The following is an 18473-nucleotide window of genomic DNA, read 5'->3' as shown; positions in this document are numbered from 1 at the left end:
CTCCCTAAATCCTGCTATTCCGGAACCAGCCATTCATCCGACACAGACATGTCGGGGGCCTCCGCCCCGGATAATTCACTCATCATCCTGTTCAAGCGTTCATCAAACCCCCAGGGTGGGTTTACAACCAACAACCCGGACCCCTGCATGCCGCGCTCGGGCACTTGTTCAAGCCTGACCTCATGACAATAAACCTTCCGAATCGGGCTGCTTACGATCGCTTGTTTCAACGTGCGATAGGCAGCACTGGGCAGAATCGGATACCAGATCATGAAAACCCCATGGCGGCAGGCCTTCCAGGCGCGGATCAGCGTCTCCGCGACGGATTCGTAGTCCTGCTTGACCTCATAGGACGGATCAATCAGCGCCAGAAGCCTGGGCTGGGCAGGTGGCAGTCGGCCAATCAGGCCGCCAAGGCCATCTTTCTGAATAACTCTTACGCCTTTCCTGTTGGCCGCCCAATCTGCCAGAGACTGCCCCTCGGAGGGATGCAGTTCCCAGGCACAGAGTTGATCCTGCTCTCTCAGGTAATGATGCATCAATGCGGGTGATCCCGGATAGATTTTGACCCGATCTCCGGGGTCACCAGAATTTACCGAGGTAAGAGGTTCGAGCAACCCAGCCCAGTCATCGGACGTCAGCTGCGATCGGAACTGCCACACCTTCTGAATACCACTGTCTGACTCACCTGTTTTGCGAGCCCTTTCATCATCAAGATGGTAGCTGGCACTGCCGGCATGGGTATCAAACATGGCGATGGCAGACGGCTTTACCTGCAGCATCCTGAGCACAAGTGTCAGTGCGGCATGCTTCTGAATGTCTGCAAAATTACCCGCATGAAACCCGTGTAGATAACTCAGCATAGTCGCCTCCGTGAAATGATCGCCCATTGGGCACCAGGCCATCCCATTAGGCAAGCACCCGCGACCATTACGCGCAAACTCGTGCTCTGGCTGGACGGCCTCTGCGTAATTCGGGGTTCAGGGATAGCCAGCCCCACTGTTATCCTTGCTTCAAAAATGCCCTGAGGATACCGGTTTGGCCAACAAGAACCCCGAAACCATTGAACAGCTCTACAACCTCATCGCCAACGAGGAAGACGCTCGTGCCTGCGCGGACATTCCTGAGCAGGCCTGCCGCGAAGTACCCAGGAATTTCTTTCTGATTCTTGCCAGCAACGTACTGACCAAGCTGGGCGACCTTCTGGTCAACCCCAAGACGGTTCTGGCATGGATGGTCAGCGCCGTGGGCGCCCCTGCTCTGGTCGCCTGGCTGGTGCCGATTCGCGAATCCGGCTCGATGATTCCGCAGATGGTCATCGGCGCATGGGTTCGCAAGAAGCCGGTGCGCAAATGGTTCTGGACACTGGGCAGTATCGGCCAGGCTGTGAGTGTACTTGCGATGGCTGCCAGTGTCTGGTTTATGGAGGGCTACCCAGCCGGTGCTGGCGTTGTGGCGGCACTGATTGCTTTCTCGCTGGCGCGTGGATTCTGCTCGGTTTCGATGAAGGATGTACAGGGCAAGTGCATTCCGAAAAAGCGCCGGGGCCGGTTATCCGGGTTGGCTTCCACCATCGGCGGCACTCTCACCGTGATTCTGACGGCCATTCTGTTTTTTGATCGCGGTGATCCAGGCATCGGGTTTTACGCAGTGCTTCTGATACTGGCGGCAAGTCTCTGGGTGATTGCCGGGGTTCTCTTTGCCTCGGTGGACGAATATGCCGGTGAAACCGGGGGCGGTGGCAGTGCATTGACTCAGGCCATTGAAAGCCTCTCGCTGCTGCGTGACGATGCACCCTTTCGACATTTCGTCATCACCCGCGCGCTGTTACTTTGCTCCGCACTGGCGGCACCCTATTTCGTGGTGCTGGCCCAGACATCCAATGACAGTGGTTGGCTGCTCGGAGTGTTTCTGTTGGCCAGCAGCCTGGCCAGTTCGCTCAGTGCCAGTGTCTGGGGCTGGATGGCTGATGCATCCAGCCGCACGGTCATGATTCGCGGCGCGCTGATTGCCAGCGGTGCCTGTCTGGTCGTTGGCATGGTGGCATGGATACTGGGCGACGCAAGCTGGGTGGGTTGGTTCTATCCGTTCGGCTTTTTCGTGCTGAGCATTGCACATGCAGGCGTTCGGCTTGGGCGAAAAACTTACCTGGTCGACATGGCTGGCGGCAACAAGCGAACCGACTACACGTCCGTTAGCAACACGGTCATTGGCGTGATTCTGTTGCTGACCGGTGCCATGACCGCCGCCATTTCTCTGATATCCGAAGTGGCCGTCATCTTCACACTTGGACTGATGGGCCTGGCTGGCGCCATCAGCGCCACACGGCTCAAAGATGTGACCAACGAATGATCAGAGCGGCTCTGGCGGCAACCCGTCGTTCAGGGCCAGCGCGCCTTTTACAATGCGGTAAATGACCCAGATCGAGATGGCAAGCAGTATCAGCCAGCCGATTAGAATAAAGATAGTCATCAAGCCGATCACCCCCCATAGAAGCCCAATCCAGAAGGTGCGAATCTGCCAACGAAAATGGGGTTCAATCCAGGTGTCACGAACATCATCCAGTTTGATGTAGTTAACGATGACGCCCGCAAGTCCGGTAACACCACCGACAAAAAAAGACAGAGCCTGGAGAATATAGACCGCCACCGCCAGATTGCGCATAGGGTCCTTACGGCGGTTTTCGGGATTGCTGTCAGCCGGTATGTACTCATGTTCAGCCAATGTCCTGATCCTCCCAGGCAAATAGGTGCCTGACTATAACGCGTCTCAGTTCTGTACAGAATGTCCCTCTTGAGGACGGTATCCCAATCGGAATCCTCCCCAGTGTTTCCCATTCACGTAAACCGGCACTGACAAATCGTGCATGATTTCTCCGGTGTCCCGGCGATAAGTCTGCAACAGCATATCCTGGGTATGGCTCCCACAGCGTCTGCCTGTGCGGTCATTGAACAGCCGCTTGCTTCGACTCTTGACCAGATCCACCTCCGGATCACCGACTGGGCGATTGGCAAACTCCTTGTTGTGCGTGGGTACATAGCCGTCGGGGCGAGTGGAAATCGCAAACACCATGGATGGATGAAAACGTTTAACAGCTTCCTGAATTTCCGGCAGACGGTGATCCGTGAAGTCATCAAACCGCGAGGAGTACTGCTGTGGATGGGTATTGGGAATCGGAGTGCGGGAATCGTCAAAAAGATCCCGCTCGGTGATTTCACCCGATTCAATGGCGGTCTCGAACAACCGCCCAATATCATCCGCGCCCCGACGGGCCTGTTCATAGAAAGCCCTGTGATAGCTATTGTCACTGTGCAGGGCAAAAGTCGCATTACTTTTTTCGGCCAGTTCCATCAATAGAGCCGACATTTCCGCCAGAGAAGCCAATCGCTCGTCACTCTCACGCATCTGCGCACTCATGGTTTCGATGGCAGAAAACATCTGCTTGAGCTGCTCGCTGTTGGATTCTCCCTTTTCCGCAATCTGAGTGACCTGTTGATTCAACTGGCCGGAATGGTCATAAATCTGGTCCAACTGCTGTCCCACCGATTCCACGGATTCCAGACCCTGTTCAACCACCTCCCCCAGCTGCTCGATGCGTTCGAGAATATGGGTGGTATCTGTTCGCACCTCGGTCAGAGTCGTTTCTACGTCCTTGGTTGCCTCGGCAGTGCGAGCAGCCAGTTGGCGCACTTCATCTGCCACGACCGAGAACCCGCGCCCCTGCTCTCCGGCTCTTGCTGCTTCTATGGCGGCATTCAACGCCAGCAGGTTGGTCTGTTCAGCAATGGTCTGGATAGTGGTAGTAACGTTTTGAATCCGATTCGATTTTTCATTAAGCGCCTGAATCAGGCTAAGGTTCTGCATCGATTCTTCGTGGATATGGCGCACCCGGTCGATGGCACTGCGCAGCGCTTCCCGACCTTGCTCGCTGGCCTGGCTGGTCTCGCTGGCCAGCCGGGAGGCATCACTGGCCTGCTCTGATGACTCTTGCACCGTCTCGGTGATCTGGCCAGCGTAATTACTAATCCGGCTGACCTCTTCAACCTGCTCGTCCAGGCGTTGCTTGAGCTCGTCTGCAGCGAAGGATACCCGGGCCGCCGATACGGCGTTTTCGTCCGCCGTGCCAGACAGCGAGTCCATAAGCACGTCGCCTGCCCTGACCTTTTCCATGGCGGGCTTCAGCGTATCGGCCATGGGGTCGTCAGGCTCAAGGGTGCCGTCGTTCAAGCGTAGAAGAGCATTTTCCAGAGGAATGAGCGCCCGCAGCATCATGCTGCCGCCGGCAACCAGTAGGCCTATCAGGACGCCGATGCTCACCGACACCCAGTCCAGGCCGTAAAAATAGGAAAGCAGTGCGGCAACGACCAAGGTCGCAACGCCAAGCAGGACACCACTCCGGATCATCGACTGACTAAGCAATCCCATCTGCACCTCACTGAATAAATGCATCTTTCAGGAGTTTAGCAGTCTCTGGGCTCAAAACCCGTCCTTTGGATCGCTCCAGGGTCGTACTTTAGTTCAACAGTTTCAGAACGCGATTTACCCGTCATTCAGATTTCAGGTGCTATCAGTAGCCACCGCCAATCAGGCGACCGTCAAGAGTAAGGACATGATCCAGCCGCAGCATTTGTCCACGGCTGAGGTAAATAAAGTCCTGACCCGCCCGACTGAACAGGTCGCGGACAACATCGTGTGTGGTTTGGATCTGTCCGGCATCGTCTCGATAGACAATTTCAGCCAGTTGAGAAGAGGTCAGATATTGCCTGAGCAACGTCTGTATTTCACAGGAAACCGGCTGGCCGGCGCCATCTGAAGACAATGAGGACATGACAAACACCCGCTAGCGACTGGCATGCCCTCAAGTCTGGTTCAGTTTCGGCTGGTTCGCCAGCTATCAGAACCAGTCTGCTTTCATGTTCAGGCAGGTGTCGTCCTCATTCCTCAGCAGCACAAGATCCTGAGCCACCGTTGGAAGCTCCCAGTGGAAGAAGTACTGGGCGGCCTGAAGCTTGCCCTGATAAAAGTTTCGCTCGTCATCGCTGTTGGCCGAGCTCAGCGCCTGCGCTGCTGCGTTAGCCTGGCGCAGCCACATCCACGACACCACAATATGTCCGAACAAATGCAGGTAACAGGAGGCGTTGGCCAACACCCGGTCTGGGTCTTCTGACATCAGTGATTTACCAAGGCCTTGGGTCACCTTCACAGCCTGTTGAAGTGTCTCGCTTAATGACAGAGCCCATTGCTGGCAGCGCTCGCTGGTTGCTGCTTCCAGGTCCACCTGCATTTCCTGCATCAACAGTTGCAAACCGTGGCTCTGATCCTGCCAGATTTTGCGGCCCAGCAGATCCAGGGCCTGGATGCCGTTGGTGCCCTCGTGGATCGGATTCAGGCGGTTGTCACGCCAGCATTGTTCCACCGGATACTCCCGTGTATAGCCAGCGCCGCCATAAACCTGAATAGCCAGATCATTGGCTTTAGGGCCGTACTCGGAAGGCCAGGCCTTGATGACTGGCGTCAGAAGGTCCAGCAGCTTGCCCGCTTCCATGCGCTTCTGTTCGTCTGGATGGGTGTGCTGATCGTCCATCAGACGGGCACCATAAAGGCAAAGCGCCAGACCACCTTCGCTGTAGGCTTTCTGGGCCAGCAACATGCGCCGTACGTCGGCGTGTTCAATGATCGGAATTTGCGGTGCTTCCGGGTTTTTCTCAGACGCTTTGCGCCCCTGCAAACGATCTTTCGCGTACTCCAGGCTGTGCATGTAACCACGATAGCCAATCAGAGCCGCGCCAAAACCTACGCCAACGCGGGCCTCATTCATCATCTGGAACATGTACTTCAGTCCCCGATGAGGCTCCCCCACCAGATAGCCATGGCACGGAGCATCGTCCCCGAAACTCAGCGCGGTGGAGGTGGTGCCACGATAGCCCAGCTTGTGGATCAACCCGGCCAGGTTCACGCCGTTGCGTTCGGTCGGGTTACCATCCTCGTCCACCACATACTTGGGCACGATAAACAGCGAGATACCCTTTACGCCGGCGGGCGCGCCTTTGATCTTGGCCAGGACCATGTGAACGATGTTGTCGGTAATGGACTGCTCGCCACCAGAAATGTAGATCTTGGCGCCCTTGATGAGATAGTCCCCGTCATCGGTCGGCGTCGCGGAGGTGCGAATGTCCGCCAGCGAGGAACCGGCATGGGGTTCGGTGAGCGCCATGGTGCCACTGAAGCGGCCGCTCAGCATGTGCGGCAGGTATGTGGACTTCTGCTGCTCATTGCCAAAAACACGGATCAAGTTAGCGGCGGCCGTGGTCAGGAACGGGTAACCCGCCGTTCCTGGATTGGCTGCAGTAAAGAATCCGTTGCAGGCGGCCATCACGGATTCTGGCAGCTGCATCCCCCCCAATTCATAATCGTAGCGCCCGGCGATAAAGCCCGCGTCTGCGTAAGCGTCGAAGGCTTCTTTCACCTCAGGAAGCATCTCAACCTTGCCATCCACAAATTTTGGTTCGTCTTTGTCGGCCAGGGAGTTGTGGGTGGCGAATTTTTCCCGCGCGATTTTGTCAGCGGTCTCGATAACCGCGTCGAACGTTTCGCGATTATGCTCACTGAAACGCTCTCGCTCGCTCAGGCTCTCGGTATCAAATACTTCATAAAGCTGAAATGCCAGATCACGGCGATCGATCAGAATATCGGTCATGTGGGGTCTCCTGTTGATTGCCGCTAGCCTCTCACAGGTTGTGTTCTCTGCAAACCGGCGTTTATGACATAATCATGGCCAAAATTGACATTTAAGCAGGCAATGCTTTGAATCAGACTATGCAGACAGTCTCCATCATCGGTTTCAACGGCGCTCTGGCCAGCGCCATCACGGGAATCATTGACCTGTTCAGGCTAGCCGGTGTGACCTGGGCTCGCATCCATGGACAGCAACCGGAACCCCGCTTCACCACACGCCTTCTGACCGCTGACGGGCAGCCGTTTCGCTGCATCAACGGCATCACTTTGATGCCAGACGGGGCGCTGGAGGATGCATCACTCGAACGATCCAGCCTAGTCATGATCCCGACCATTGGCGCCCCGATCGGTCAGGTACTGGCGGACAATCAGGCGCTCATCGGTTGGCTCTCTCGATCTGACCTTCAGAATGATGGCTCGGTCAGATTGGCGAGTAACTGCACCGGCGCTTTCCTGCTCGCTGAGGCGGGCCTGCTCGATGGTCGCCAGGCCACCACCCACTGGGGGTTTAGTCAGCAGTTTCGACAGCGCTATCCAGGGGTAAACCTGCAGCCTGAAAAGCTGATGACCGTCGATGAGCCTATCGCCTGTGCAGGCGGGGGCATGGCCTGGTGGGATCTTGGAGTCTATCTGGTCGAGCGCTACGCCGGCACTCAGACGGCCCGGGAATTGGCTAAATCGTTTGTGATTGATGCAGGCCGGACCAGTCAGGCGCCCTACTCGGCGATGCAGTCCCGCCGCTACCATTCGGATCAGGCAGTACTTCAACTGCAGGAATGGCTGGACCAACATTACCCGGAGCCCATCAGCCTGCACTCCCTGGCCGCTTTAAGCGGATTGACCGAGCGATCACTGATTCGCCGTTTCAAGGCCGCGACCGGGGACACGCCCACCAGCTACCTGCAAATTCTCAGAATCGAAGCCGCCAGGCAGGAACTTGAAAAATCCCGGGCGTCGATTGAAACCATTACACAGCGGGTTGGCTACGATGACGTCAGTTCCTTCAGCCGCCTGTTCCGCAAACACACCGGGCTGGCTCCCGGTGCCTATCGTTCCCGTTTCGGAGTTTGAGACCCAGCACACATGGCGTTGGCTCAGGTTATGCATCAAACAGGATAAGAAGGCCGCTAGAGCCTCAAAGTGTAAAGAACATCGACAGGTTTATGCGACGTATACCGTTTTTCGGTGGAGAGAAAGCCATGAACGCACCCATTCAGCAGAGCCAAGCCGACATTCTGAGTCGTCTGTACGACATGAAACAGAAGCAGCTTGAACGCGCCATTCAGCAGGATAATCCTTTTCGGTGTCAGGTGCTTACAGCAGAAGCTGACGCCATTTCAAACGCGCTCAAGAGTCTGCGCTGAGTTTTCTGAGTCGTCGACTCCAGCGCTGCTTCGCATAACGTCGAAGATTGGACACATTGTCGGTCTCGTCCATGATTTCGGTGCCCAAAAGTGTCTCTAATATGTCCTCCAGCGTCACTATTCCCATCCAGGTGCCCAGTTCGTCATAGACAACGGCCAGATGCTGCCGCTCTCGCAGCATATCGGCAAACACAAACTCGATGTTGGAATTGCCTTTAACCCGCTTAACTTCCCGAAGTATGTCGCTAAGCCGGGTATCGTCGGAGATGCCGATCAGGTCACTGCGATGAATGTAGCCCAGAGTCTCGCCTTCTTCGTCCAGCATGGGATACCGGGAAAAAGGCCCCGACTTCACCATTTCCCGAAAAGCCTCCACCGAGGTATCAGGGGATATGGTTTTGCAGACGGTGCGGGGCGTCATCACACTACTTACTTTGATTTCGTGAAACCTGAGTACGTTCTGGATCATCCGGCGTTCATCATTATCCAACGCCTGCTGGTCTCTTCCGATTTCTGCCAGCGCACTGATTTCCGCCCGAATGTCCGTATCCGGCTCACTCGAACCGATCCTGCGGGTAACCTGCTTCGATAGCCAGATAAAGGGCAGCAATGCCTTGATCATGACCCCCAGAATGGTGGGTAAAGAGGGAGCAATGCCGCGCCAGTATTTAGCACCGATGGTCTTCGGGATGATCTCTGAAAAAATCAGAATGGCCAGGGTCATAAGACCGGAGGCAAGCCCCAGCCACGCTTCACCGAAGACGACCGCAACCTGAGCCCCAACGCCCGTTGCGCCGATGGTGTGGGCAATGGTGTTGAGGGTCAGTATCGCCGACAGCGGATCATCAATGTCGTCCTTCAGTTTTCTGAGCCGCGCAAACAGTTTCGGCCGCTCTTTTTTAAGCGACGCAATATAACTGGGTGTGATTGACAGCAGAGATGCTTCAAGCACCGAGCACAGAAACGAAAAGCCAATTGATAAAACCGCAAAGGCGATCAGTAGCGCCATAAATCCTTCTTAAACCCCTGCTGCCACTTCGGTGCCCTGGCGAATCGCTCGTTTGGCGTCCAATTCTTCGGCAACGTCGGCACCACCGATCAGATGCGTTTTCACACCCTGGGCGGCAAGGTCATCAAACAGCTCCCGGAAGGGTTCCTGTCCTGCACAGATCACCACGTTGTCGACGTCCAGAACTCTGGACTCAATTACCTTACCCTCTTTGTCCGACAGCGTAATGTGGAGCCCCTGATCATCGATGCGGTCATAGCTGCATCCCCCGATCATCTCTACGTCACGATGCTTCAGGCTGTTGCGATGCACCCAACCTGACGTTTTCCCGAGGCCGCCGCCTACTTTGCTGGTTTTCCGCTGCATCAGGTAAATCTTGCGCGGCGTCGAAGTCGGCTTGCGCTCGGCAAGTCCACCGGGCCCTTCATAATCTGGCTGGACACCCCACTCGGCCTTCCAGTCTTCGAAGTCCGCCTGCTGACCTTCAGGATGATGGCTGAAATCGTGTGTCAGGAACTCGCTGACATCAAAGCCGATACCTCCGGCACCAATAACGGCCACGGAGTTGCCGACCGGTTTGTTGTGCCGAAGAACATCCAGATATCCCAACACCTTGGGATGATCGATACCGTCAATGCCGGGCGTCCTTGGTTTGACACCGGTGGCAATAATCACGTCATCGAAGCCATCCTGCTTCAGTCGATCAGCATCCACCCGGGTGTTCAGTTGCAGATCAATGTCCAACAGTTCGATCTGGCGCTGGTAATAACGCAGAGTTTCGTAAAACTCTTCCTTCCCTGGGATGCGCTTGGCGTAGTTGAACTGACCGCCGATCTTGTCGTCTGCTTCGAACAGAGTGACATTATGGCCGCGCTTCGCCGCGGTTGTGGCTGCAGCCAAACCTGCGGGGCCAGCACCGACCACGGCAACGCGACGGCTGACCGGGGCGACGGTAAGCACCAGCTCGGTCTCATGGCAGGCTCTGGGGTTGACCAGGCACGACGCCCGCTTCAACTGGAACACGTGATCCAGGCAGGCCTGGTTGCAGGCGATGCAGGTATTGATTTCGTCGCTGCGGTTTTCCTGGGCCTTGCGGACAAATTCGGAATCCGCCAGCAGGGGCCTTGCCATGGACACCATGTCGGCTTTGCCACCCGACAGAATTTCTTCGCCTTTTTCGGGCGTGTTGATCCGGTTAGTGGTGCACACCGGTATGTCCACCTCGCCATAAAATTTGGCCGTCACTTCTGAGAAGCCGCCGCGAGGCACAGACGTCACGATGGTCGGCACCCTTGCTTCGTGCCAGCCAATACCGGTATTGATGATGGTCGCGCCTGCCTTTTCGATAGCCTTGCCGAGCTTGACCACTTCGTCCCAGGTCTGGCCGCCTTCCACCAGATCCAGCATCGACAGACGATAGATAATAATGAAATCTGGCCCAACGGCCTCACGCATACGGCGCACGATCTCCACCGGCAACTGCATCCGGTTCTCAAACGGGCCACCCCACTTGTCCTTGCGCTTGTTGGTGCGTTCGCACAGGAACTGGTTGATGAAGTAACCTTCCGAGCCCATCACCTCAACGCCATCGTACCGCGCCATTTTTGCCAGCTTGGCGGCACTGACGAAATCGTCGATCTGCTTATCGACCGCTTTGGTAGACAGCGCCTTGGCCTTGAACGGAGTAATGGGCGCCTTGGTCGCTGACGCCGATACGCTGAACGGATGATAGCTGTACCGGCCGGCGTGGAGCAGCTGCAGGCAGATTTTGCCGCCAGCATCGTGTACTTCGCTGGTTACGTGCCGGTGCAGCATGGCCGTTCCGCGATTGTTCATGGTGGAAGCAAAGGGCGACAGCTGACCCACCATATTGGGTGAAAACCCGCCGGTGACCATCAGGCCTATACCGCCTTCGGCGCGTTCGGCAAAATACCGGGCCAGTTTGTGGATATTCCAGAAACGATCTTCCAGGCCCGTGTGCATGGACCCCATCAACACGCGGTTTTTCAGTTCCGTAAAACCAAGATCCAGTGGTTTGAGAAGATTGGGATAGGCTTGCGACATGTTGGTCTCTCTTGTCCTTTTTTCCATTCAGTGGAGCGGGCGTTCTCATCAGGGTTCAACATGGTAGCATAGCGGGCTTAGACCAATGTATGACGCGGAAACGATACTTATGAGCAGCTCCAACTCCGACCGGGTAAAGATCAGTATTGAAAATGGCATTGCCATGGTTACGCTCAATCGCCCGGAAAAGTACAACGGTCTGGACATGCCCATGTTCAGGGCCATTGCCGACGCCGCCAAAACCCTTAAGAAAGATCGCAGTGTGCGGGCCATTATTCTCAGCGGCGCTGGCGAAGCCTTCTGCTCAGGCCTGGATGTAAAAACCGTATCCAAGAACCCCACCAACTTCCTGAAGCTTCTGTTCAAGCCAGGCCGAAAGATCAGCAACCTGGCCCAGGACGTGGGCTATCTGTGGCGCGACGTTCCCGCCCCGGTGATCGCTGTTACCCACGGCTATTGTTTCGGCGGCGGTTTTCAGATTGCTCTGGGCGCGGATTTCCGATTCTCTACCGCAAGCTGCGAGTTTTCGATTATGGAAAGCAAATGGGGGCTGATCCCGGACATGAGCCTGGGCGTTACCCTGCGGGAACTGATCCCCATCGATCTGGCCAAGGAGCTGACGATGACGGCCCGAAGATTTACCGGCGCCGAAGCCCGTGAGATGGGGCTGGTCAGCCGAGTTTGTGATGATCCCATGGCCGAAGCCAAAGCCTTTGCCGAAGAACTGGCCAATCGCTCCCCCGATGCGGTGGCAGCTAGCAAACTGTTGTTCAACCGAACCTGGACAGCCACCGACAAGGTCGCCCTGGACTGGGAAACCCGACTCCAGAAAAAAGTGATCGGCCGCGCCAATCAACGCATCGCCATCGCCCGCAATTCCGGCGAGCCAGAGAAGCCCTATCAGGATCGCAGAAGTCTTTGATCTGCCCGCAAGCTCACGACGGCTTGCAGCTGGCTACATGGCAGTCTTGACCTGTTCCGCCGGCCACGTATGATCAGATCGTTGATCGCCTCTCCATCCATGAAAGAAAAACGAATAAAGAGGTTGCGATGTCGCTACCGCTGGTTGTTTTACTGCCTTTTCTGGGTGCTCTGGCAGCACCATTGTTTGCGCAAGGTGGCCGCACGGCGATTGCCATAGCATCGTCCACGCCAGCCATCATCGGCCTGGCAGCACTGTTCCCTCATTGGAAGACCCTGGCCAGCGGCGGCATCGTTGAGAACAGTTTCGCCTGGATGCCCTCTCTGGGGCTTTCCTTCAGTTTCAGGCTTGATGGCCTGTCGCTGCTGTTCGCATTGCTGATCCTGATCATCGGCATACTGATCATCGTGTATGCGCGCTATTACCTGAAGCCCCATGAAAACATAGGCAAGTTCTACGCGATGCTGCTGTGTTTTAAAGGCTCAATGCTGGGGATCGTATTGTCCAGCAACCTGCTGCTTATGCTGATTTTCTGGGAATTGACCAGCCTGACTTCGTTCCTGCTGATCAGTTTCTGGAACCATAAACAGGATGCCAGACGCGGTGCGCGTATGGCCCTGGCCGTCACCGGAGGCGGTGGCTTGGCCCTGCTGGCTGGCATACTGCTGATCGGGGACATTGTCGGCAGCTTTGAACTGGCCGATGTGCTCGCGTCGGGCGAGCTGATCAAAAACCACAGCATGTACCCTGTCGCTCTCACGCTGATTCTACTGGGCGCATTCACCAAATCCGCCCAGTTCCCGTTCCACTTCTGGCTCCCCCACGCCATGCAGGCACCGACACCCGTCTCGGCTTACCTGCACTCTGCCACCATGGTGAAAGCCGGTATTTTTCTGATGGCGCGTCTTTACCCGGCGCTGGCCGGCACCGAGCAATGGTTCTACATGGTCAGCTTCACCGGCATGGCCACCCTGTTGATCGGCGCCTACGTGGCCATGTTCAAACACGACCTGAAAGGCCTGCTGGCCCATTCCACCGTCAGTCACCTCGGCCTGATCACTCTGCTTTTTGGTATGGGTACCGAATTGGCGGCGGTGGCGGCCGTCTTCCACGTGATTAACCACGCCACGTTTAAGGCATCTTTGTTTATGGCGGCCGGTATCATTGATCACGAAACCGGCACCCGGGACATGCGACGGATCAACGGCCTTTGGCGTTACATGCCCCATACGGCCACGCTTGCCATGGTGGCCGCTGGCTCGATGGCTGGTGTGCCACTACTGAATGGCTTCCTGAGTAAGGAAATGTTCTTTGCCGAGGCCCTCGAACTCAACTTGCCTGGCATCTGGGCGTACCTTCCACCGCTGGTGGCGACCCTGGCCGGCATATTTGCGGTGGCCTATTCGGCACGTTTTATCCACGACGTTTTCTTTAACGGCAGACCCAAGAATCTACCGATCTTCCCGCCTCATGAACCTCCCCGGTACATGAAAATTCCGGTGGAGATTCTGGTATTCGCCTGTCTGGCGGTGGGTATGTTCCCAGCATTTTCCGTTGGTCCGCTGTTGTATGCTGCAGCGTCAGCTACTCTGGGCGGCAACGTTCCCGATTACACCCTCGCCGTAGCCCATGGTTTCAATTTGCCCCTGCTGATGAGCTTTGTTGCCTTCGCCGGTGGCCTGTTCATGTACACCCAACGTAAGAAATTCTTCGCCTTTCACGAACGGTTCAAAGAAATCGATGAGAAGGCCATTTTCGAGGCGTTTGTCAGCCGGACATCCGACATCGCCAACCGCATGACCGGCGCCATTGAAAACGGTTCTTTGCAGCGCTACGCCATGTTGCTGGTAGTCAGTGTTATCGCTGTCGCGATCGTGCCGATGGCCTCTCTGGGCATTTCCATTGGTGAGAACGGGCTGTCGCCTATCGACTGGCCAACGCTAATCGGCATTGGCGTGTTGATCGTCTGCGCATTCGCTACCGCAGCCATGCACAGAAACCGTTTTTACGCGTTGATTCTGCTCAGCGTGGTTGGCCTTATGGTGTCTCTAGGGTTCGCCCGTTTCTCAGCGCCAGATCTGGCCATGACCCAATTATCCGTTGAAGTCGTGACCATTGTCCTGCTGATGTTGGCGCTGTATTACATGCCTTCGTGGACACCCGTCGAATCGTCTGCGGGACGTCGATTCCGCGACATCGTGCTGGCCGGGTTGGCCGGTATCGGCATGACACTGGTCACCCTGGCCATGCTGACCCAGCCTTTCAGTTCGATTTCCGAATTCTTCCTGCAGAACAGTAAGCCCGGCGGCGGTGGCACCAACGTGGTCAACGTGATTCTGGTGGACTTCCGTGGTTTCGATACCCTGGGCGAGATCACCGTGCTCGGCATCGCCGCACTGGGCATCTACGCCATGCTGAGAAACACTGTTCTGACGCCGCCACCCAGCGACGGCCTGGGCAATCGCTGGTCTCGGGACGCCCACCCACTGATGCTTCAGCAGATCGCACGGCCCATGCTGCCCCTGGCTCTGATGGTGTCTGTCTACATTTTCCTTCGCGGCCACAACCTGCCGGGTGGTGGTTTCATTGCGGGCCTGATCACTGCGATTGCGCTGATACTGCAGTACGTTTCCCACGGTATGTCCTGGACTCAGGACCGGATTTCCGTGAAATACCACAATGTGATCGGCCTCGGCCTGCTGTTTGCCGTGATCGCCGGTGCAGCCAGTTTTGCCTTCAGCTATCCGTTCCTTACTTCAACGTTCGATTACATCAAATGGCCGGTTGTCGGCAAGTTTGAAGTGGCTTCGGCGCTGGTGTTCGATCTTGGCGTCTATCTGGCTGTTATTGGTGCCACTTTGCTGGCACTTGTCAGCATCGGCCGCCTGTCGCCCCATTCTGCAATCAAGTCACGATCAGATGCACCGCTGGAGACGGAGCCGTCAGCAGCCAACAACAAAGAGGAGGGCCAGTAATGGAGTTGGCATTCGCACTCGTTATCGGCGCCCTGACCGCATCAGGTGTCTACCTCATCCTCAGGGCAAGAACCTTTCCCGTGGTGGTTGGACTGACTCTGCTTTCCTACGGCGTCAACCTCTTCCTGTTTTCCAGTGGACGACTCGCCACCGGCGGGCAGCCCATCATTGGTACCGCAGACACTTATTCCGACCCACTGCCGCAGGCTTTGGTACTTACGGCGATCGTTATCGGCTTTGCCATGACCGCCTTCGTGGTGGTGTTGTCGCTCCGGAGTCTGGCCGACCACAGTGACGACCATGTGGACGGGCAAGTATCAGCTTCCTCGGACAAAGAGAACGGGCAGGAGGACGCCAAATCATGAATCATTGGCTTACCGCGCCCATTCTTGTTCCTCTGCTTGGTGGCATCCTGCAAGCCTTCATGGGCTATGCCCCGGTAGCCCTTCGACGAACGCTGGGCATTGCCACGACAGCCCTGACCCTGGCGTCAGCAATTACGCTGCTGGCGCTTGCAGACGACGGCGCCTATCGTCTGTATGCGTTCGGCAACTGGGAACCCCCGTTTGGCATCGTGTTGGTGCTGGACCGGCTGGCCGCTCTGATGCTGGTGCTAACAGGGATACTTGCCCTGTTTTGTCATATCTATTCGCTTGGCGGTTCGGATGAGAATCACCGTCAGTTCCACGGCCTGTTCCTGTTCCAGCTACTAGGCCTGAACATTGCCTTCCTGACCGGCGACCTGTTTAACCTTTTCGTGGCCTTTGAAGTGCTGCTGATCGCCTCTTACGGCCTGTTAATGCATGGCGAGGGGACGAATCGGACGACGCCCGGTCTGCACTACGTCGTGTTGAACCTCGCGGGCTCCGCCATCTTTCTGATCAGCGTCGGCATGATCTACAGCGTCACCGGCACCCTGAACATGGCGGATCTGGCGCTGAAGATTCCTCAGGTTGCTGCCGAAAACCAACCGATTGTAAAGGCTGGCGGCATGATGCTGCTGGTGGTATTCGGCTTGAAAGCCGCCATACTGCCCCTGTGCTTCTGGCTGCCGAAAGCCTACGCCAACGCCACCGCGCCCGTGGCGGCGTTGTTTGCGATCATGACCAAAGTGGGCATCTACGCCATTCTGCGGGTGTATAACCTGATTTTCGGATCTGAGGCTGGCGACCTGGCAGGGCTGGGCATGGACTGGTTGTTCCCGCTGGCTCTGATCACTCTGGCAATGGGCGTCATCGGCGCGTTGGGAGCGGCGAACCTGCGCAAGTTATTTGCCTGGCAGGTCATCATTTCCGTCGGTACGCTGCTGGCCGCGATTTCATTCAGCACCGAGAAAGGCACCTCGGCCGCCCTGTTTTACCTGTTAAACACCACATGGGTGGTTGGTGGCTTGTTCCTGTTGGCGGACCTGATCGCGGGCCAGCGTGGCAGTGTTCAGGATCAGATCGTTACCGCTCCCCGCATGCGCAACCGCACCTTTTTAAGCACCCTGTTCATGATCGGTGCGGTGGCAGCCGCAGGCCTTCCACCTCTGAGCGGCTTCTTTGCCAAGCTGATGATTCTGGAATCGGCGTCACCGGGCGCGGACCGCACCTGGCTCTGGTTCGTGCTACTGATCGGCAGCTTTTTCACGCTGATTGCCTACAGCCGAGCAGGAAGCATTGTCTTCTGGCGCAACGTGGAAGGCCATTTGGCGGAAACCCGCAAACTCACCGGTACAGTCACTGTGTCTGCCAGTGCCCTGATTGCAATGAGCGTGGTGATTGTCATTCTGGCCGAACCCATAAGTCGCTATGTGGACGACACGGCCGCCCAGCTTCACAACCCCTCTGCGTATACTGAGGTTCTGAAAACTCCTATGATCGGGGAGGAAGAATAATGCTGGACAAACTGACGTTCCCTCAGCCCTATCTCAGCCTGCTGCTATTCGTGGTGTGGCAGTTCCTCAGTGATGGCGTTTCCGGTGCGAGCGTAGTCATGGGCTTGGTTCTGGCGTGGACCATCCCCCTGATCACCCACGGTTTCTGGCCTGAGCGACCTGCCTTCATCCGTGCCTGGAAGCTTCCAGGGTATATGGGCATCGTACTGATGGACATCGTGCTGGCCAGCGTTAGCGTGGCCAAACTGATCTTGAGCGGACGAAACCCTAAGCCTGCTTTCGTGTCCTATCCACTGACTCTGGATCACCCACTGGCCATTACCATTCTGGCCAGCACCATTTCCCTGACCCCGGGCACAGTCAGCGCTGATGTCAGCGACGATCAGAAACTACTGCTCATCCATGCATTAGACGCGGAAAGCGATGATGAGGTCATAAAAGACATTCACGAACGCTACGAGCGCCGCCTGCTGGAGATGTTCAAATGATTACCATTGCGCTTCAAATCACTATCGCCATGGTCGTGGTGGCGGCTTTGCTGAACGTCTATCGACTGATCAAGGGCCCCGATGCGCCTGATCGCGTGTTGGCACTGGATACCCTGTACATCAACGCCATTGGCCTGATCATTCTATTGGGTATATCCCTCGGAACCCGAATGTACCTGGAGGCGGCACTGCTAATTGCGGTCATGGGCTTCATTGGTACGGTGGCCCTGGCAAAATATCTCAAACGCGGCAGCGTCATCGAGTAACCGCCATGAATAGCCCGGACGGAGAGACATCATGAGTCAGATTGCAGAATACGCCGTGGTCTTCCTGTTGCTGACCGGCGGCTTTTTCACTCTGGTCGGAGCCATTGGCCTGGCACGACTTCCGGATTTCTACACCCGGCTTCACGGCCCAACCAAGGCCACGACCGTCGGCATTGGCGCAATCGTTCTAGCATCGGTGGTGTATTTCAGTACTCGCGGCGAAGGCATTGCTATTGCCGAGATGTTGATCATGGTTTTCCTGTTCATCACGGCGCCTATTAGTGCCAACATGATCGCCAAAGCAGCCATGCACATGCAGATTGAACCGACGGAAGGAACCCGTGGCCGAACCTGGGATCAGTAATTTGTCATTGGAAGTGCATAAAATTCCCGTATAGTAGGCCACCCAAATTTTCGAGGAGCCCACCCATGCTAAAAGTGAACGAATACTTCGATGGCAAAGCAAAGTCTATTGGCTTTCAGGCGGACACCCTGCCCGCTACCGTTGGCGTAATCAGCCCGGGCGAATACGAATTCGGTACTACCAAGCGTGAAACCATGACCGTGCTCAGCGGCGCTCTGACCGTTCTGCTTCCAGGCATGAAAGACTGGATGACCTATGGTGCGGGCGAATATTTCGAAGTAGCCGGGCAAGCAAGCTTTAAAGCCAAGGCCGACGTTGACGTGGCGTATCTCTGCACCTATCAGTAAGCCAGAATCTGTGGCAGATTAGTCCCTCTTCTCCAACAAAACCAATAAGCGAGAACGAGG

Annotated in this window: 18 protein-coding genes; 11 read left to right on the top strand and 7 right to left on the bottom strand. The window is 56.3% G+C overall.

From position 1 onward, the window contains the following. Positions 1-14: 14 nt before the first annotated feature. The gene (locus QLQ17_RS06140) at positions 15-863 is read right to left on the bottom strand and encodes a 23S rRNA (adenine(2030)-N(6))-methyltransferase RlmJ (RefSeq protein ID WP_283208662.1); all 849 of its coding nucleotides are present in this window, start codon (positions 861-863) and stop codon (positions 15-17) included. Positions 864-1038: 175 nt separating this feature from the next. On the opposite strand from QLQ17_RS06140, the gene QLQ17_RS06135 reads away from it, so the two are divergent. Next, complete coding sequence (locus QLQ17_RS06135; RefSeq protein WP_283208661.1) at positions 1039-2352, top strand: MFS transporter; 1314 nt, start codon at positions 1039-1041, stop codon at positions 2350-2352. Here the strand turns inward: QLQ17_RS06135 and QLQ17_RS06130 are convergent, their stop codons facing one another. The 4 genes from QLQ17_RS06130 to QLQ17_RS06115 all read right to left on the bottom strand — a co-directional run bounded on the left by QLQ17_RS06130 (position 2353) and on the right by QLQ17_RS06115 (position 6697). Then, on the bottom strand, positions 2353-2724 hold the full coding sequence (locus QLQ17_RS06130; RefSeq protein ID WP_283208660.1) for a DUF4870 family protein: 372 nt from the start codon (positions 2722-2724) through the stop codon (positions 2353-2355). It lies immediately after the preceding gene. Between the two features lie 45 nt (positions 2725-2769). Next, complete coding sequence (locus QLQ17_RS06125; protein WP_283208659.1) at positions 2770-4425, bottom strand: methyl-accepting chemotaxis protein; 1656 nt, start codon at positions 4423-4425, stop codon at positions 2770-2772. 142 nt (positions 4426-4567) lie between these two features. Continuing rightward, complete coding sequence (locus QLQ17_RS06120) at positions 4568-4828, bottom strand: hypothetical protein (RefSeq protein ID WP_283208658.1); 261 nt, start codon at positions 4826-4828, stop codon at positions 4568-4570. A 66-nt stretch (positions 4829-4894) separates the two neighbouring features. Next, complete coding sequence (locus tag QLQ17_RS06115) at positions 4895-6697, bottom strand: acyl-CoA dehydrogenase (protein WP_283208657.1); 1803 nt, start codon at positions 6695-6697, stop codon at positions 4895-4897. A gap of 107 nt (positions 6698-6804) precedes the next feature. On the opposite strand from QLQ17_RS06115, the gene QLQ17_RS06110 reads away from it, so the two are divergent. Together QLQ17_RS06110 and QLQ17_RS06105 are read left to right on the top strand one after the other, a co-directional pair. Further along, positions 6805-7806, top strand: a complete 1002-nt coding sequence (locus QLQ17_RS06110) for a GlxA family transcriptional regulator (protein ID WP_283208656.1) — start codon at positions 6805-6807, stop codon at positions 7804-7806. Positions 7807-7934: 128 nt separating this feature from the next. Next, entirely contained in the window at positions 7935-8099 is a 165-nt protein-coding gene (locus tag QLQ17_RS06105) for a hypothetical protein (protein WP_283208655.1), read from the top strand. Here the strand turns inward: QLQ17_RS06105 and QLQ17_RS06100 are convergent. Further along, positions 8083-9108, bottom strand: coding sequence for a CNNM domain-containing protein (locus QLQ17_RS06100; protein ID WP_283208654.1), 1026 nt, complete (start codon positions 9106-9108; stop codon positions 8083-8085). The two genes, QLQ17_RS06105 and QLQ17_RS06100, sit on opposite strands and share 17 nt — an antisense overlap. 9 nt (positions 9109-9117) lie before the next feature. After that, on the bottom strand, positions 9118-11172 hold the full coding sequence (locus QLQ17_RS06095) for an NADPH-dependent 2,4-dienoyl-CoA reductase (RefSeq protein WP_283208653.1): 2055 nt from the start codon (positions 11170-11172) through the stop codon (positions 9118-9120). Between the two features lie 109 nt (positions 11173-11281). Between QLQ17_RS06095 and QLQ17_RS06090 the strand changes: the two genes are divergently transcribed. The 8 genes from QLQ17_RS06090 to ppnP all read left to right on the top strand — a co-directional run bounded on the left by QLQ17_RS06090 (position 11282) and on the right by ppnP (position 18413). After that, the gene (locus QLQ17_RS06090; RefSeq protein WP_283208652.1) at positions 11282-12094 is read left to right on the top strand and encodes a crotonase/enoyl-CoA hydratase family protein; all 813 of its coding nucleotides are present in this window, start codon (positions 11282-11284) and stop codon (positions 12092-12094) included. 128 nt (positions 12095-12222) lie between these two features. Then, positions 12223-15069 carry a monovalent cation/H+ antiporter subunit A gene (locus QLQ17_RS06085; protein WP_283208651.1) on the top strand — a complete coding sequence of 949 codons (2847 nt, stop codon included), beginning with the start codon at positions 12223-12225 and terminating at the stop codon, positions 15067-15069. Further along, positions 15069-15434, top strand: a complete 366-nt coding sequence (locus QLQ17_RS06080) for a Na+/H+ antiporter subunit C (protein WP_283208650.1) — start codon at positions 15069-15071, stop codon at positions 15432-15434. The genes QLQ17_RS06085 and QLQ17_RS06080 overlap by 1 nt, the downstream gene beginning before the upstream one ends. Continuing rightward, positions 15431-16948, top strand: coding sequence for a monovalent cation/H+ antiporter subunit D (locus tag QLQ17_RS06075; protein ID WP_283208649.1), 1518 nt, complete (start codon positions 15431-15433; stop codon positions 16946-16948). Before QLQ17_RS06080 ends, QLQ17_RS06075 begins: the two co-directional genes overlap by 4 nt. Further along, entirely contained in the window at positions 16948-17436 is a 489-nt protein-coding gene (locus tag QLQ17_RS06070; RefSeq protein WP_283208648.1) for a Na+/H+ antiporter subunit E, read from the top strand. The genes QLQ17_RS06075 and QLQ17_RS06070 overlap by 1 nt, the downstream gene beginning before the upstream one ends. Next, positions 17433-17702: a K+/H+ antiporter subunit F gene (locus tag QLQ17_RS06065; RefSeq protein ID WP_283208647.1), complete on the top strand. Its 270-nt coding sequence runs from the start codon at positions 17433-17435 to the stop codon at positions 17700-17702. Before QLQ17_RS06070 ends, QLQ17_RS06065 begins: the two co-directional genes overlap by 4 nt. A 31-nt stretch (positions 17703-17733) precedes the next feature. After that, positions 17734-18066 (top strand): Na+/H+ antiporter subunit G, encoded by a 333-nt coding sequence (locus QLQ17_RS06060; RefSeq protein ID WP_283208646.1) that lies wholly within the window; start codon positions 17734-17736, stop codon positions 18064-18066. A 65-nt stretch (positions 18067-18131) separates the two neighbouring features. Continuing rightward, the gene (gene ppnP, locus QLQ17_RS06055) at positions 18132-18413 is read left to right on the top strand and encodes a pyrimidine/purine nucleoside phosphorylase (protein ID WP_283208645.1); all 282 of its coding nucleotides are present in this window, start codon (positions 18132-18134) and stop codon (positions 18411-18413) included. Positions 18414-18473 lie beyond the last annotated feature (60 nt).

This window comes from Marinobacter sp. CHS3-4, from assembly GCF_030053415.1.
Classification (GTDB): Bacteria; Pseudomonadota; Gammaproteobacteria; order Pseudomonadales; family Oleiphilaceae; genus Marinobacter.
This window is presented reverse-complemented; position numbering and strand designations above follow the sequence as displayed.

Excerpts from the sequence above, each read along its gene's own strand:
- QLQ17_RS06140 (WP_283208662.1), bottom strand. The coding sequence starts at position 863 with ATGCTGAGTTATCTACACGGGTTTCATGCGGGTAATTTTGCAGACATT.
- QLQ17_RS06125 (WP_283208659.1), bottom strand. The coding sequence starts at position 4,425 with ATGGGATTGCTTAGTCAGTCGATGATCCGGAGTGGTGTCCTGCTTGGC.
- QLQ17_RS06070 (WP_283208648.1), top strand. The coding sequence starts at position 16,948 with ATGCTGGACAAACTGACGTTCCCTCAGCCCTATCTCAGCCTGCTGCTA.
- QLQ17_RS06100 (WP_283208654.1), bottom strand. The coding sequence starts at position 9,108 with ATGGCGCTACTGATCGCCTTTGCGGTTTTATCAATTGGCTTTTCGTTT.
- QLQ17_RS06095 (WP_283208653.1), bottom strand. The coding sequence starts at position 11,172 with ATGTCGCAAGCCTATCCCAATCTTCTCAAACCACTGGATCTTGGTTTT.
- QLQ17_RS06115 (WP_283208657.1), bottom strand. The coding sequence starts at position 6,697 with ATGACCGATATTCTGATCGATCGCCGTGATCTGGCATTTCAGCTTTAT.
- QLQ17_RS06065 (WP_283208647.1), top strand. The coding sequence starts at position 17,433 with ATGATTACCATTGCGCTTCAAATCACTATCGCCATGGTCGTGGTGGCG.
- QLQ17_RS06080 (WP_283208650.1), top strand. The coding sequence starts at position 15,069 with ATGGAGTTGGCATTCGCACTCGTTATCGGCGCCCTGACCGCATCAGGT.
- QLQ17_RS06120 (WP_283208658.1), bottom strand. The coding sequence starts at position 4,828 with ATGTCCTCATTGTCTTCAGATGGCGCCGGCCAGCCGGTTTCCTGTGAA.
- ppnP (WP_283208645.1), top strand. The coding sequence starts at position 18,132 with ATGCTAAAAGTGAACGAATACTTCGATGGCAAAGCAAAGTCTATTGGC.
- QLQ17_RS06060 (WP_283208646.1), top strand. The coding sequence starts at position 17,734 with ATGAGTCAGATTGCAGAATACGCCGTGGTCTTCCTGTTGCTGACCGGC.
- QLQ17_RS06075 (WP_283208649.1), top strand. The coding sequence starts at position 15,431 with ATGAATCATTGGCTTACCGCGCCCATTCTTGTTCCTCTGCTTGGTGGC.
- QLQ17_RS06085 (WP_283208651.1), top strand. The coding sequence starts at position 12,223 with ATGTCGCTACCGCTGGTTGTTTTACTGCCTTTTCTGGGTGCTCTGGCA.
- QLQ17_RS06090 (WP_283208652.1), top strand. The coding sequence starts at position 11,282 with ATGAGCAGCTCCAACTCCGACCGGGTAAAGATCAGTATTGAAAATGGC.
- QLQ17_RS06105 (WP_283208655.1), top strand. The coding sequence starts at position 7,935 with ATGAACGCACCCATTCAGCAGAGCCAAGCCGACATTCTGAGTCGTCTG.